Raw genomic sequence first — 12,858 nt, forward strand, 5'->3', positions numbered from 1 at the left:
AACGCCGGGACTTCCCGGCGTTTTTATTTTCAGCTGGCTTTGCGCTCGTGCGCCTGGCGATACTCAACCAGATCTTCAATCGTGACCACCGGCATGTTGTGCAGGCGGGCAAAGGTGATGCACTCCGGCGCGCGCGCCATGGTGCCATCATCGTTGGTCAGTTCGCACAGCACGCCAGCAGGTTTGAAGCCAGCCAGCGTCACCAGGTCGATCGTCGCTTCGGTGTGACCACCGCGGGTCAACACGCCGCCCGCCTGCGCACGTAGTGGGAAGACGTGGCCAGGACGGTGCAGATCGGATGGCTTCGCACCATCGGCAATCGCTGCACGTACGGTGGTCAGACGGTCAGCCGCAGACACACCGGTGGTCACGCCATGCGCCGCTTCAATGGTCACGGTAAAACCGGTACCAAAGGCGCTGGTGTTGTTTTCGACCATCATCGGCAGATCGAGCTGCTTACGACGATCTTCATTAATACACAGGCAGACGATGCCGCTGCCGTGACGGATGGTCAGCGCCATCTGTTCAACGGTCATGTTTTCGGCGGCGAAAATCATGTCGCCTTCGTTTTCACGGTTTTCATCGTCAAGCACCATCACACCGCGGCCTTCGCGCAGTGCATCCAGTGCATGTTCAACACGTTGAGTTGAAGTGCCAAAAGAGGAAAGTAGCGTCTGATTCATGGTAAAAAAACCTCATTAACATTATGGTTACCAGAATCAGGGCAGTCTTAGGAGCGCCGTATAAGCGGCAAAAAGATAACGTGAGCGGGCCCATGCCCGACTTGATCGTTACTCTCTCCCATCCGGACTCTAACCGTCGGCCCCGGAATTACACCGGATCTGCTGACCTTTGAGTATTCACCCAAAGCGCTCGCGGGCTTTCAGCGTCACGCTGATTTACCGCCGGTGGGGAATTTCGCCCCGCCCTGAGAATAAGCGAGATAACTATAACGCTATTGATTATCCCGGGCAATGCATAAGCATCAAACAATTTTGTTTACCCCGGGCATGACGCGCTACAATGGACACTAACACTTTTCCATCAAGGGAAACGCCAATGATTGACCCGAAAAAAATTGAGCAGATCGCGCGTCAGGTTCATGAATCTATGCCAAAAGGCATTCGTGAATTTGGTGATGACGTAGAAAAGAAAATCCGCCAGACGCTGCAGGCGCAGTTGGTTCGCCTTGATTTAGTCAGCCGCGAAGAGTTCGACGTGCAGACCCAGGTTCTGCTGCGCACCCGCGAGAAGCTGGCGCTGCTGGAACAGCGTCTGAGCGAGCTGGAAAACCGCAATGCGCCGGAAGAAGTGAAGCCGGCACCGGCCATTCCACCGGTGGACGATCAGGCGTGAAGTTAATGCAAAACGGCAACCTTGGTTGCCGTTTTTTTATCTTTACTCCCTCTCCCTATGGGAGAGGGTTGGGGTGAGGGCATCAGCTCGCACGAACTACTGACTGTCCTTCTGGATCTTCTTGATGATGTTGGTGGTTGAGCACCCGTCCTCAAAGTTGAGCACCATCACTTCACCGCCGTTGGCCCAGACCTCTTCGCTACCCGCGATTTGCTCAGGCTTGTAATCCCCGCCTTTTACCAGCAGGTCCGGCAGAATGCCGGCAATCAGGCGCTGCGGGGTATCTTCTTCAAACGACACCACCCAGTCCACGGCTTCCAGCGCGCCGAGCACAATCATGCGCTGCTCGAGCGGGTTCACCGGACGCGTTTCGCCCTTCAGGCGTTTCGTCGATGCATCGCTGTTAACCGCCACAATCAGGCGATCGCCCAGCTTGCGCGCGTTCGCCAGATACGAAACGTGGCCCGCGTGCAGAATGTCGAACACGCCGTTGGTCATCACCACTTTTTCACCACGCTTGCGCGCGGCGGCGACGGCCACCTTCAGCTCTTCTTCGGTCATGACGCCAAAACCGGTATCCGCACGACCGCGCACCGCGTTTTCCAGCTCGATTGGCGAAACGGTTGAGGTACCGAGTTTACCGACGACCACGCCCGCCGCGGCGTTGGCGAAGTAGCACGCCTCTTCCAGCGAGTTTCCTGCCGCCAGCGTCGCCGCCAGCACGCCAATCACCGTATCACCGGCACCGGTCACGTCGTACACTTCCTGCGCCTGGGTTGGCATATGCAGCGGCGCTTTGCCCGGCTGCAGCAGCGTCATCCCCTGCTCGGAGCGGGTCACCAGCAGCGCAGACAGTTCAAAGTCGGCAATTATCTTCATGCCGCGCTCAACCAGCTCTTCCTCGCTTTTGCACTTGCCCGCCACCGCTTCAAACTCGGAGAGGTTCGGCGTCAGTAGCGTCGCGCCGCGATAGCGCTCAAAATCGGTCCCTTTCGGGTCGATCAGCACCGGCACGTTGGCTTTACGCGCCAGCTGAATCATCGTCTGCACGCTGGCCAGCGCGCCTTTTGCGTAGTCGGACAGCACCAGCGCGCCGATATTGCCCAGCGCCTGGTTGATACGCTCGTGCAGCGGCTCGGGATCAACGCCTTCAAACCCTTCTTCAAAGTCGAGGCGGATCAGCTGCTGGTTGCGCGACAGCACGCGCAGTTTCGTAATCGTTGGATGGGTCGGAACAGAAACGAAGTCGCACTTCACGTTCACGTCCGCCAGCGACTTGCTCAGCGCGCGCGCCGCATCGTCGATGCCGGTCAAGCCCACCAGACGCGACTGCGCGCCCAGGGAGGCAATGTTCATCGCCACGTTTGCCGCGCCGCCGGGACGCTCTTCAATGGTGTCGACCTTGACCACCGGTACCGGTGCTTCCGGAGAGATGCGGCTGGTCGGTCCATACCAGTAGCGATCCAGCATCACATCCCCAACAACCATAACCCCAGCACGTTCAAACTCTGGCAGTGTTACTTTCATTCCTGACTCCAGAAAGATTCACAATTTGCGCGCGATAATATCACACTTGATTTGTTACGCACGGTTCCACCAGCCACTTCTGCCAGCTGGCCGTTACCTGAGCACGTTCATGAGCAAAACAGTCCAGTGCCACGTGCCCCGGTTCCTCCTGCAGCGCCAGGTGATGAAGCTCATCGCGCAGCGTCGTGTAGGCGCGGGTTAAGGCCTGCGCCTCCTGCTCGTCCATGATGTCGTTTTGCGCCAGCAGCTCCAGAATGCGCACGTTATCGGACCAGCGCGTCAGCTTCGGCTTGTCGTGGGCGTGCAGCAGCACCAGATACTGGGTAATGAACTCAATATCGGTAATCCCGCCCTCGTCGGCTTTAATATCAAAGCGATCGCGGTGTTTATTGCCGAGATGCGCGCGCATTTTCTCGCGCATTTCCCGCACTTCTGTTTGTAATGTGGCGCCCTCTCGCACCGTCGTCATAACGTCCTTACGGATGATGTCAAACTGCGTTTTGAGCTGCGGATCGCCATACACCACGCGAGCGCGCACCAGCGCCTGATGCTCCCACGTCCAGGCTTCATTCTTCTGGTAATCGGCGAAGGATTCCGTTGAGGTCACCAGCATGCCCGCCGCGCCGGACGGACGCAGACGGGCATCGACTTCATACAAAATGCCCGACGAGGTGCGAGTGCTGAACAGGTGCATAATGCGCTGCGCCAGGCGCAGATAGAACTGACGCCCGTCAATCTCGCGCTCGCCGTCGGTCATCACGTCAACCGGGCAGTCGTGCAGGAAGATTAAATCCAGATCGGAGCTGTATCCCAGCTCCCAGCCACCGAGCTTGCCGTAACCCACCACGGCAAATCCTCGCCCCTCACGATCGGCAAGGTGCTTCGGCTGGCCGTAGCGGGCCACCATCTGCACCCACGCCTGATGGACCACCGCGTCGATGATCGCCTCTGCCAGCCAGGTTAAGTGATCGCTCACTTTCATCACCGGCAGCGTTCCGGCGATGTCAGCCGCCGCCACGCGCAGCATCTGAGCCTGCTTAAACTGGCGCAGCGCCTCCAGCTGCTGCTCTTCGTCCTCTTCCGGCACGCGCAGCAGATACTGACGCAGCTCGTCCCGGTAGGCATCCGTCGCCGTGGGCTGATACAGCGTGTTCGGATCGAGCAGCTCATCCAGCAGCAGCGGGTAACGCGCCAGCTTGTTGGCCACCATCGGCGAGGCGGCGCAGAGCGTAATCAGGTGCTTCAGCGCCCCCGGAAACTCGCTCAGGAGCTCCAGATAGGTGGTACGCGTGATAATCCCGCTCAGCAGCGGCATCATGCGCGACAGCGGCACCGGCGCATCCGCCCGCGAGCAAACCTCGCTGAGCAGATGGGGCATCAGGTGATCCAGCACCTGACGGCCGCGCGGGCCGATGGCGCGTTTGTTCAGCTCAAGACGGAAATCAGCGATCAGCGCCACCACGCGATGGCGCGCGTCGTCGGTTAAGTGCGTCAGCACCGGCGTGGTGTCATCTTCCTGGAGCGCGTCCTGCCACAGCTCGCGCCAGTGCTCGGAAAGCGCGTCGTCCTGCGATTCACTTTCGTCATCACCGATCAGCTCGTTAAAGATGCGGCGCACGCCTGCCATGTGGGCATCCAGCCGTTCGGTCAGCGTTGACCAATCGTCCACGCGCATGCCCCAGGCCAGGCGCGCCCGGTTAAGGTCATCCCCCGGCAGGGTCTGGGTCTGTTCGTCATTGATACTTTGCAGCAGGTTTTCCAGACGACGCAGGAACAGATAGGCCTCGCGTAGGGTTTGCGCATCGCCGTCCGGCAGCAGGTGAAGCTGCTCGATGGCGCTAAGGGTCGGCAGCAGCGAGCGGAACTGTAACGACGGCTCACGCCCGCCGCGAATCAGCTGGAAAACCTGAACGATAAATTCGATTTCGCGAATGCCGCCCGCGCCGAGCTTGATGTTGTCCTTCAGCCCGCGACGGCGCACCTCACGGGCGATCATCCCTTTCATATTGCGCAGAGACTGGATGACGCTGAAGTCGATATAGCGACGGAATACGAACGGGCGCAGCATGGCGCGCAGCTCGTTGGCGTAAGCGTCGTCGCTGTCGCCCATAATCCGCGCTTTAACCATTGCATAGCGCTCCCAGTCGCGCCCCTGCTCCTGGTAGTAATCTTCCAGCGCGGCAAAGCTCAGCACCAGCGGTCCGCTGTCGCCAAACGGACGCAGGCGCATGTCCACGCGGTAAACAAAACCGTCCTGCGTCGGCTGGTCCAGCGCCTTGATCAGACGCTGGCCGAGACGGGTAAAGAACTGGGCGTTGTCCAGCTCGCGACGGCCGCCGCGCGTGGAGCCGTTCTCGGGCCAGGCAAAAATCAGGTCGATGTCGGAGGAGAAGTTCAGCTCGCAGCCGCCCAGCTTGCCCATCCCCAGAATCAACAGCGGCTGAGGAACCCCTTCCTCGCTGCACGGCGTGCCCCACTCTTTACAGCAGGCGGCGTAGAGCCAGTCGCGCGCGGCGACAATCAGCGTTTGCGCCAGCTCGCTTAACTGCTGCAGCGTGCTCTCTTCGCTCACCCGCTCCAGCGCCTGAGCCCAGGCAATGCGCACCATCACCCGACGGCGGAACTGGCGCAGGACGCGCATCAGCGTGGCTTCATCCGCAACGTCTTCGAGCGCGGTTTGCAGCCAGCCGGCGTAATGCCGCCACTCGTCCGCCTGCGGCGGCGCGTTCTCAAGCTCTGCCAGCCAGTCCGGGTTGGCGGTGATACTTTCCTGAACAAAATCACTGAAGGCGAGCACGCTCTTTGCCTGCTCGCTTAACGATGACGCCGGTAATGACTCAGGCAGACGTTCGCAAACGGTCTGCCACTGCTGCTGTAACGGTGAAGAAAGCGGCATTATAGGGGTTCCTTGCCAGAGTTAACGTTTTCCGCTGTGCAGCCAGAACGGCTCCTGCGAAATGGCCTCGTTACGGAAATGCTCAATCTCAATATGCTGGCGGGTTTCGATGGCATGCTTCAGCCCCTGCCAGTTTTCCAGCCACGCCTGCGCCTGTGGCCCGTCGTAGGCACCGGAAAGGAGCAGCATGCTGTCGATGTTGCGCGAAAGACGGGGAAGCTGATCGCCATACTTATCGCCGAGCGGATACGCAAAGGTGCTCTTCAGTTCAGCGGCATGACGGGAAAGATGAATATCCGCGAAACGCTTAAAGTTTTCCGCGATTTTGGCCTCGGCTTTCGCATCCAGGAAGGCGCGCCAGCCGCGCGTGACCAGAAACTCGGTCAGCGCCAGTTTTGCCGAAGCGGCCTGCGGGCTGTAAATCGCCGTTTGCGCCGAGACGTCCGAGAGCATCAGCGTTTCGGTTTGCGTCAGCAGATCACGTAAGTGAGCGCTCGCTTTGCGAGGAACGATACCGCCGAACAGCGCCAGGGAATGGCGCACCAGGGCAATCGCCGCCAGCACGTGGGATTTGGCGTTTTTCACGTTTCGCACCCACAGCTCTTCATGGTACTGCCACTGCGAAAGCGCCAGTTCCAGCGCGGCTTCCAGCCCCTGCTCAACGCTGGCTTTCGGCGCAACGTGCAAAATGGTCGTCTCTTTCAGGACGCGCGGCGCATTTCCGGCCGCCAGATGGTAACCCCGCGCGGCTTTACTCAGGCTTCCCTGACGCAGTCCGGACTGGCTCACCAGCCTGCGCGCCAGCTTCAGCACGTCATTCGCGTCCCCTTCCAGCAGCTCAAGCTCCAGTTCACAAATGGATTCCTGGAACTCCCCCGCCTTCACCTCACCGAGATCGAGGGCGATTTCGATGCGGCTTTTACCTTCCGTCACCAGCCATTTTTCGCGCCAGAAATCGGTGCTGAACAGCGGCTGTACCTGTTCCGCCAGCGTGGAGGGCAGCTCGCCTTCCGGCCAGACTTCCGCCGGGAAACGTTCGAGCTCAAGTTCTGGCTTGCTGATGTCGATATTGTATTCCGGGCGCTGATGTAAACCGCCGACCACGCGGCCGGCAATTTTCATCGTCATCTCGTAGCGCCCGCTCGCGCCGCGGATGCGCAGCCCCATATCGTGGCGGCGCAGCCAGTTGTCTGGCGTTTCGTAATAGATATTAAGCAGTTGTACCGGTGCATGGTGTTCGCCGGAAAGCGTATGCAGATGCTGGCGGAGTGCGTCAACGCTGTCTTTTTCGACGATAAACTTTAATTCAATTTCTTGTGCCATAGCCTTGTACTTTTGCGGGCGTCACAGACGCGTCAATGAGGGCGAACTTCCTCGCCATTTGTTTGTCAGTACATAGTATTTTGCGCCAAATTGCCATGCAATGAGCAATTTGTCGGGCGTAAATGTGTAGAGTCGTGACACAGATGATTCTGATTGCTGACGAATGCTTTGCGTAGAGACACTGTTGCCACTACTATCGTTCCACTATTTATGAAAATAACGACTAATGATGCTTAAATTACGCCTGATTGGACTTACTTTACTCGCTTTTAGCGCCGCAACCGCAGTGCACGCTGAAGAGAAGCGTTACGTTTCTGACGAACTGAACACCTGGGTACGCAGTGGCCCCGGAGATAATTATCGCCTCGTGGGCACGGTGAATGCCGGCGAGGAAGTCACCCTGTTACAGACCAACGCGGACACCAATTACGGCCAGGTTCGCGACAGTACCGGCCGTACGTCCTGGATCCCGCTGAAAGAGCTGAGCACCGTGCCAAGCCTGCGCACGCGCGTGCCGGATCTGGAAAACCAGGTGAAGACTCTGACCGATAAGCTGAACAACATCGACGGCACCTGGAACCAGCGCACCGCTGAAATGCAGCAGAAAGTGGCGCAAAGCGACGGTGTGATTAACGGTCTGAAAGAAGAGAACCAGAAACTGAAAAACGAGCTGATTGTCGCGCAGAAGAAAGTGAATGCCGCCAATCTGCAGCTCGACGACAAACAGCGCACCATCATCATGCAGTGGTTTATGTATGGCGGCGGCGTGCTGGGCGTAGGTCTGGTGCTGGGTCTGGTGCTGCCGCATCTGATCCCAAGCCGCAAGCGTAAAGATCGCTGGATGAACTAATTCGTCTTCTCTGCCAGACTTACGTATCATTCTGGAAAAGAGAAAACGGGAGAGTTGGGCGTGAAGAGTTATCTGGTCGGTGGTGCGGTACGTGATGCGTTGTTAGGTCTGCCGGTCAAAGATAAAGACTGGGTGGTGGTTGGCGCCACCCCGGAAGAGATGCTCGACGCGGGCTACCAGCAGGTAGGCCGCGATTTTCCCGTATTCCTGCACCCGAAAAGCCGTGAAGAGTATGCCCTGGCGCGTACCGAGCGGAAATCGGGCTCGGGCTATACGGGCTTCACCTGCTATGCCGCGCCGGACGTCACGCTGGAGCAAGATCTTCTGCGCCGCGATCTCACCATCAACGCGCTGGCGCAGGACGAGAACGGCCAGATTGTTGACGCCTATGGCGGTCAGGACGATCTGCGCAACCGTCTTTTACGTCACGTCTCCCCGGCGTTTTCTGAAGATCCGCTCCGCGTGCTCCGCGTGGCGCGCTTTGCCGCGCGTTACGCCCATCTCAGTTTCCGTATTGCCGATGAGACCATGGCGCTGATGACCGCCATGACCGAGGCGGGCGAGCTTGAACACCTGACGCCAGAGCGCGTCTGGAAAGAGACGGAAAATGCTCTCACCACGCGCAACCCGCAGGTCTTTTTCCAGGTCCTGCGCGACTGCGGCGCGCTGAAGGTGCTGTTCCCGGAAATAGACGCGCTGTTTGGCGTGCCTGCCCCGGCAAAATGGCACCCGGAAATTGATACCGGCGTACACACGCTGATGACGCTCAGCATGGCCGCCATGCTCAGCCCGGACGTGGACGTGCGTTTTTCCACCCTGTGTCACGATCTTGGCAAAGGCCTAACGCCAAAAGAATTCTGGCCTCGCCACCACGGGCACGGTCCGGCAGGGGTGAAGCTGGTCGAGGGTCTGTGCCAGCGTCTGCGCGTGCCGAACGAGATCCGCGATCTGGCGAAACTGGTGGCCGAGTTCCACGATCTGATCCACACCTTCCCTATCCTGAAACCGGCCACCATCGTTAAGCTTTTCGATAACATCGACGCCTGGCGCAAACCCCAGCGCGTAGAGCAAATCGCGCTCACCAGCGAAGCTGACGTGCGCGGGCGTACCGGGTTTGAAGCGTGCGATTACCCGCAGGGACGTTTACTGCGTAAAGCCTGGGACGTTGCGAAAGCGGTGCCCACGAAGGACGTTGTCGAAGCGGGATTCAAAGGGCCGGAAATTCGCGAAGAGCTCACGAAACGGCGAATTCAGGCGGTGTCGGACTGGAAGGAAAAGCATTGCCCTCAGCCGAAAGACTGAGGGCTATCGGTCAGAAGAAGACCACGTACACCGCAGCCGCCACGATAAAGCGATAGATCGCGAACGGAATAAACGAGATACGCTTAATCAGCTGCAGGAAGGTTTTGATGGCAATCAGCGCCACGATAAACGCGGTGATGAAGCCAACGGCGAACATCGGAATGTCGCCCGTGGTAAGGAAACCAATGCTTTTATAGAGGTCAAGCGCGGTGGCGCCCATCATCATCGGCACCGCCAGCAGGAACGAGAACTCTGACGCGGCGTAACGGCTTACGCCCATCAGCATCCCGCCGGAGATGGTTGCGCCTGAACGAGAGAAGCCCGGCCACAGCGCCAGACACTGGAAGCAACCAATGATAAACGCCTGACGATACGTCATATCGTCCAGCCCTTCCGCGCGCGGCGTTTTTGGCTTCAGCACTTCCGCTGCGATCAGCAGGAAGCCACCTACCACAAGTGCATACATCACGTTAATCGGGTTAAACAGCGATTTGATGGCGTCGTGGAACACCAGGCCCAGCACCACCGCAGGGATCATCCCGAGCAGAATATGGATCAGCGACAGGCGGCCTTTACTCATCCCTTCGTGCTGAGGCGGACGGCCAAAATGGATGCCAATCAGACCAAACAGACGGCGCCAGAACATCACCACCACCGCCAGAATAGACCCCAGCTGGATAACCACTTCAAACGTTTTGGCGGTATCGCCTTCGAAGCCCAGCAGATGGCCAACGATGATCATATGGCCCGTACTGGAAACCGGTAAAAACTCCGTCAATCCTTCGACCACACCCAGTATTGCCGCCACCAGCAGCGAGTGCATATCGCTCATCTATAAACCCCTAAAAAAGATATAAAAAAACGGCGTCCCATACGGACAACCGATAAAGATACATTCCTGAGACCGGTATAACCTAAAATGGTTTAGCTATTATGACGTCAAATCTTTCCTTTCAGATTTGTGCCACGCTCGATAATGACCCCTACGTTGGCGGCTCGCGCCACCGCGCCCGGTTTGCTCAGCTTGATGCGCACCCACGGTGAGTTGAATTTTTTCAACAGCAATTCTGCGACTTCTTCCGCCACCCGTTCGACCAGCGCAAAACGTTGCCCTTCAACGTGGGCGATGACCGCTTCACTGATATCGGCATAGCTCAGACAGTCATTCACGTCATCGCTTTTTGCCGATTTGCGGTTATCCCATCCCATTTCGATATCGAACACCAGCTTCTGTTCGATGGTCTGTTCCCAGTCGTAAACACCAATTGTGGTGATTACCGAAAGTTGCTCTATAAATACAATATCCATCACGACCTGCCTGCTTTTTGGCTAAACCGGATACCACTTCCGGCGAATTATGCGTATTATCCACAGATGCTGAGAATACAGATACATTTTCAAAACGGAACAGCGTTATGAGTGCAATCGCGCCTGGAATGATCCTCCTCGCCTATCTTTGCGGCTCAATCTCCAGCGCCATTCTGGTCTGCCGCATTGCCGGGTTACCTGACCCGCGTGAAAATGGTTCCGGGAATCCGGGGGCGACCAACGTACTACGAATTGGCGGCAAGGGAGCAGCCGTAGCGGTTTTGATTTTTGATGTTCTGAAAGGGATGCTGCCCGTCTGGGGCGCGTATGCGCTGGGCGTTACGCCGTTCTGGCTGGGGCTCATTGCCATCGCCGCCTGCGTCGGCCATATCTGGCCCATTTTCTTTGGTTTTAAAGGCGGAAAAGGCGTTGCGACGGCCTTCGGTGCGATTGCACCTATCGGCTGGGATCTCACCGGCGTTATGGCCGGAACCTGGCTTCTGACCATTCTTCTGAGCGGCTACTCGTCGCTGGGCGCCATCGTCAGCGCGCTGATCGCCCCGTTCTACGTCTGGTGGTTTAAACCCCAGTTCACCTTCCCGGTGTCGATGCTCTCCTGTCTTATCCTGCTGCGTCATCACGACAATATCCAGCGCCTGTGGCGTCGTCAGGAGACCAAAATCTGGACTAAGCTCAAGAGAAAGAAAAAAGACGCTCCGAAGAGTTAGTTATGCCTTATAGCCAAATGTGATTTTGGTCACCTTCTGCCTGTGGTAACTGTTAGGGACACAACACAACCACATAAGAAGAAAATGGCTGAAATCACAGACACCACTTCCCTTTCAACGGCAGGTACTCCTCCTGATGGCGACATCCAGTGGGTGCGCAGCGCATCGGATGTGTCACGCCTCGTTAATGACGGCTCTCAGGGCCGGGCAAACGCCCGTATCGTGGTCGGTATCGCGCTGGGCGGGATTTTCCTCGATGCCTACGATCTGGGCGCGCTGGCGTTCGGCATTAAAGACATCACCCGCGAATTTAACCTGACGCCCGCCGGTACCGGTATGGTGGCCTCGGCGATTACCTTTGGTGCCATTGTCGGGGCGCTGCTCGGCGGTTACCTCACGGATAAAATCGGGCGCTACCGCGTTTTTATGGCTGATATGGTGTTCTTCGTGGTGGCAGCGATCGCCTGTGCGCTGGCCCCGAACGAATATGTGCTCGCGGGTGCCCGCTTTGTGATGGGGCTGGGGGTCGGGATCGACCTTCCCGTGGCGATGGCGTTTTTAAGCGAGTTTGCCAGGCTGAAAGGGCCCGGAAATAAGGCCTCCAGCGTCGCGATGTGGTGCCCCACCTGGTATGCCGCCATCAGCGTCTCTTACCTGCTGGTGCTTTTCTTCTACGCCGTGTTGCCGGAAAGCCACAGCGACTGGCTGTGGCGTTTGATTCTCGGCTTTGGCGCGGTGCCCGCGCTGGTGATTATCGCCATCCGCAGCCGCTATATGAGCGAATCTCCGGTCTGGGCGGCGAATCAGGGCAACCTGAAAGAGGCGGCGTCAATTTTACGCCAGTCGTATAACATCAATGCCCACGTGCCGCAGGACGCGCTCGGCCAGCCTGCACCTGTCGTGAATAAAGCGAAATGGTCAAATTATCTGAACCTGTTCCGCGGCATCTACTTGCGCCGCACGACGCTCGCCACGCTGCTGTCCGTCGTCTCGTCGTTTGCCTATAACGCCGTGGCGTTTGGCCTGCCGGTGATCATCTCCAGCTTCTTTGTCCAGTCAATGCTGACCACCATCCTGATTTCTCTGGTGCTTAACCTGCTGTTTGCCTTCGTCGGCGGACTGCTGGCGGTACGCTACGTACCGCGCTTCGGTGCCTGGCGGATGTCGCTGGCGGGTTATGCCTGCCAGCTTGTCGCGCTGCTGGGCCTGGCGCTGATTGGCCGACCGGAAGGCGCCTCTGAAGGCGTGCTTGCCGTGGCGATGCTGGCGCTGTTCCTGTTCGGTCAGGGCTTTGGCCCGGGCGCGCATACCATGACGTTCGCCTCTCTGAGCTACCCGACCTCGCTGCGCGGAGTGGGCGTGGGTCTCAACCAGACGCTGATGCGCAGCAGCTCCACGCTGTCGCTGTTCCTGTTCCCGCTGCTGGTCGCGTCTCTCGACACCGCCGTGTTCTGGGTGATTGCGCTGGCGCCGTTTATCGGCCTGGCATCGCTGCTGGCGATCCGCTGGGAGCCGTCGGGGTATGATGTGGACGCGGAGGACTACCGGTAACGACACATCACTTCGGT

Annotated in this window: 11 protein-coding genes and 1 riboswitch; of the genes, 5 read left to right on the forward strand and 6 right to left on the reverse strand. The window is 58.3% G+C overall.

Features of this window, described 5'->3' with window-relative positions; translation table 11 throughout:
* Nucleotides 1–29: 29 nt before the first annotated feature.
* Nucleotides 30–683: a 3,4-dihydroxy-2-butanone-4-phosphate synthase gene (gene ribB, locus F0320_RS18305; protein ID WP_023309208.1), complete on the reverse strand. Its 654-nt coding sequence runs from the start codon at nucleotides 681–683 to the stop codon at nucleotides 30–32.
* A 106-nt stretch (nucleotides 684–789) separates the two neighbouring features.
* Nucleotides 790–940: riboswitch (FMN riboswitch) on the reverse strand.
* A gap of 119 nt (nucleotides 941–1,059) precedes the next feature.
* Between ribB and ubiK the strand changes: the two genes are divergently transcribed.
* Nucleotides 1,060–1,356, forward strand: a complete 297-nt coding sequence (gene ubiK, locus F0320_RS18310) for a ubiquinone biosynthesis accessory factor UbiK (protein WP_045371366.1) — start codon at nucleotides 1,060–1,062, stop codon at nucleotides 1,354–1,356.
* 96 nt (nucleotides 1,357–1,452) lie between these two features.
* On the opposite strand, the gene hldE is transcribed toward ubiK, so the two are convergent.
* The 3 genes from hldE to F0320_RS18325 are packed head-to-tail and all read right to left on the reverse strand — an operon-like array spanning nucleotide 1,453 to nucleotide 7,102.
* Nucleotides 1,453–2,883 (reverse strand): bifunctional D-glycero-beta-D-manno-heptose-7-phosphate kinase/D-glycero-beta-D-manno-heptose 1-phosphate adenylyltransferase HldE, encoded by a 1,431-nt coding sequence (gene hldE / locus F0320_RS18315; RefSeq protein ID WP_126329327.1) that lies wholly within the window; start codon nucleotides 2,881–2,883, stop codon nucleotides 1,453–1,455.
* A gap of 40 nt (nucleotides 2,884–2,923) precedes the next feature.
* On the reverse strand, nucleotides 2,924–5,779 hold the full coding sequence (glnE, locus tag F0320_RS18320) for a bifunctional [glutamate--ammonia ligase]-adenylyl-L-tyrosine phosphorylase/[glutamate--ammonia-ligase] adenylyltransferase (RefSeq protein ID WP_126329325.1): 2,856 nt from the start codon (nucleotides 5,777–5,779) through the stop codon (nucleotides 2,924–2,926).
* A gap of 21 nt (nucleotides 5,780–5,800) precedes the next feature.
* Complete coding sequence (locus F0320_RS18325; RefSeq protein ID WP_126329323.1) at nucleotides 5,801–7,102, reverse strand: inorganic triphosphatase; 1,302 nt, start codon at nucleotides 7,100–7,102, stop codon at nucleotides 5,801–5,803.
* 229 nt (nucleotides 7,103–7,331) lie between these two features.
* Between F0320_RS18325 and F0320_RS18330 the strand changes: the two genes are divergently transcribed.
* Together F0320_RS18330 and F0320_RS18335 are read left to right on the forward strand one after the other, a co-directional pair.
* Nucleotides 7,332–7,952 (forward strand): TIGR04211 family SH3 domain-containing protein, encoded by a 621-nt coding sequence (locus F0320_RS18330; RefSeq protein ID WP_024906484.1) that lies wholly within the window; start codon nucleotides 7,332–7,334, stop codon nucleotides 7,950–7,952.
* Nucleotides 7,953–8,012: 60 nt separating this feature from the next.
* Nucleotides 8,013–9,254: a multifunctional CCA addition/repair protein gene (locus tag F0320_RS18335; protein ID WP_047650086.1), complete on the forward strand. Its 1,242-nt coding sequence runs from the start codon at nucleotides 8,013–8,015 to the stop codon at nucleotides 9,252–9,254.
* Nucleotides 9,255–9,264: 10 nt separating this feature from the next.
* Here the strand turns inward: F0320_RS18335 and bacA are convergent, their stop codons facing one another.
* A complete protein-coding gene (gene bacA, locus F0320_RS18340) occupies nucleotides 9,265–10,086 on the reverse strand; it encodes an undecaprenyl-diphosphate phosphatase (protein ID WP_008502957.1) in 822 nt (273 codons plus the stop codon).
* 107 nt (nucleotides 10,087–10,193) lie between these two features.
* Nucleotides 10,194–10,562: a bifunctional dihydroneopterin aldolase/7,8-dihydroneopterin epimerase gene (gene folB / locus F0320_RS18345; RefSeq protein ID WP_126329321.1), complete on the reverse strand. Its 369-nt coding sequence runs from the start codon at nucleotides 10,560–10,562 to the stop codon at nucleotides 10,194–10,196.
* A gap of 107 nt (nucleotides 10,563–10,669) precedes the next feature.
* On the opposite strand from folB, the gene plsY reads away from it, so the two are divergent.
* The gene (gene plsY / locus F0320_RS18350; RefSeq protein WP_032659895.1) at nucleotides 10,670–11,290 is read left to right on the forward strand and encodes a glycerol-3-phosphate 1-O-acyltransferase PlsY; all 621 of its coding nucleotides are present in this window, start codon (nucleotides 10,670–10,672) and stop codon (nucleotides 11,288–11,290) included.
* An 84-nt stretch (nucleotides 11,291–11,374) separates the two neighbouring features.
* Nucleotides 11,375–12,841, forward strand: coding sequence for an MFS transporter (locus F0320_RS18355; RefSeq protein WP_126329319.1), 1,467 nt, complete (start codon nucleotides 11,375–11,377; stop codon nucleotides 12,839–12,841).
* Nucleotides 12,842–12,858 lie beyond the last annotated feature (17 nt).

The sequence above is a fragment of the Enterobacter dykesii genome (assembly GCF_008364625.2).
Taxonomy (GTDB): domain Bacteria; phylum Pseudomonadota; class Gammaproteobacteria; order Enterobacterales; family Enterobacteriaceae; genus Enterobacter; species Enterobacter dykesii.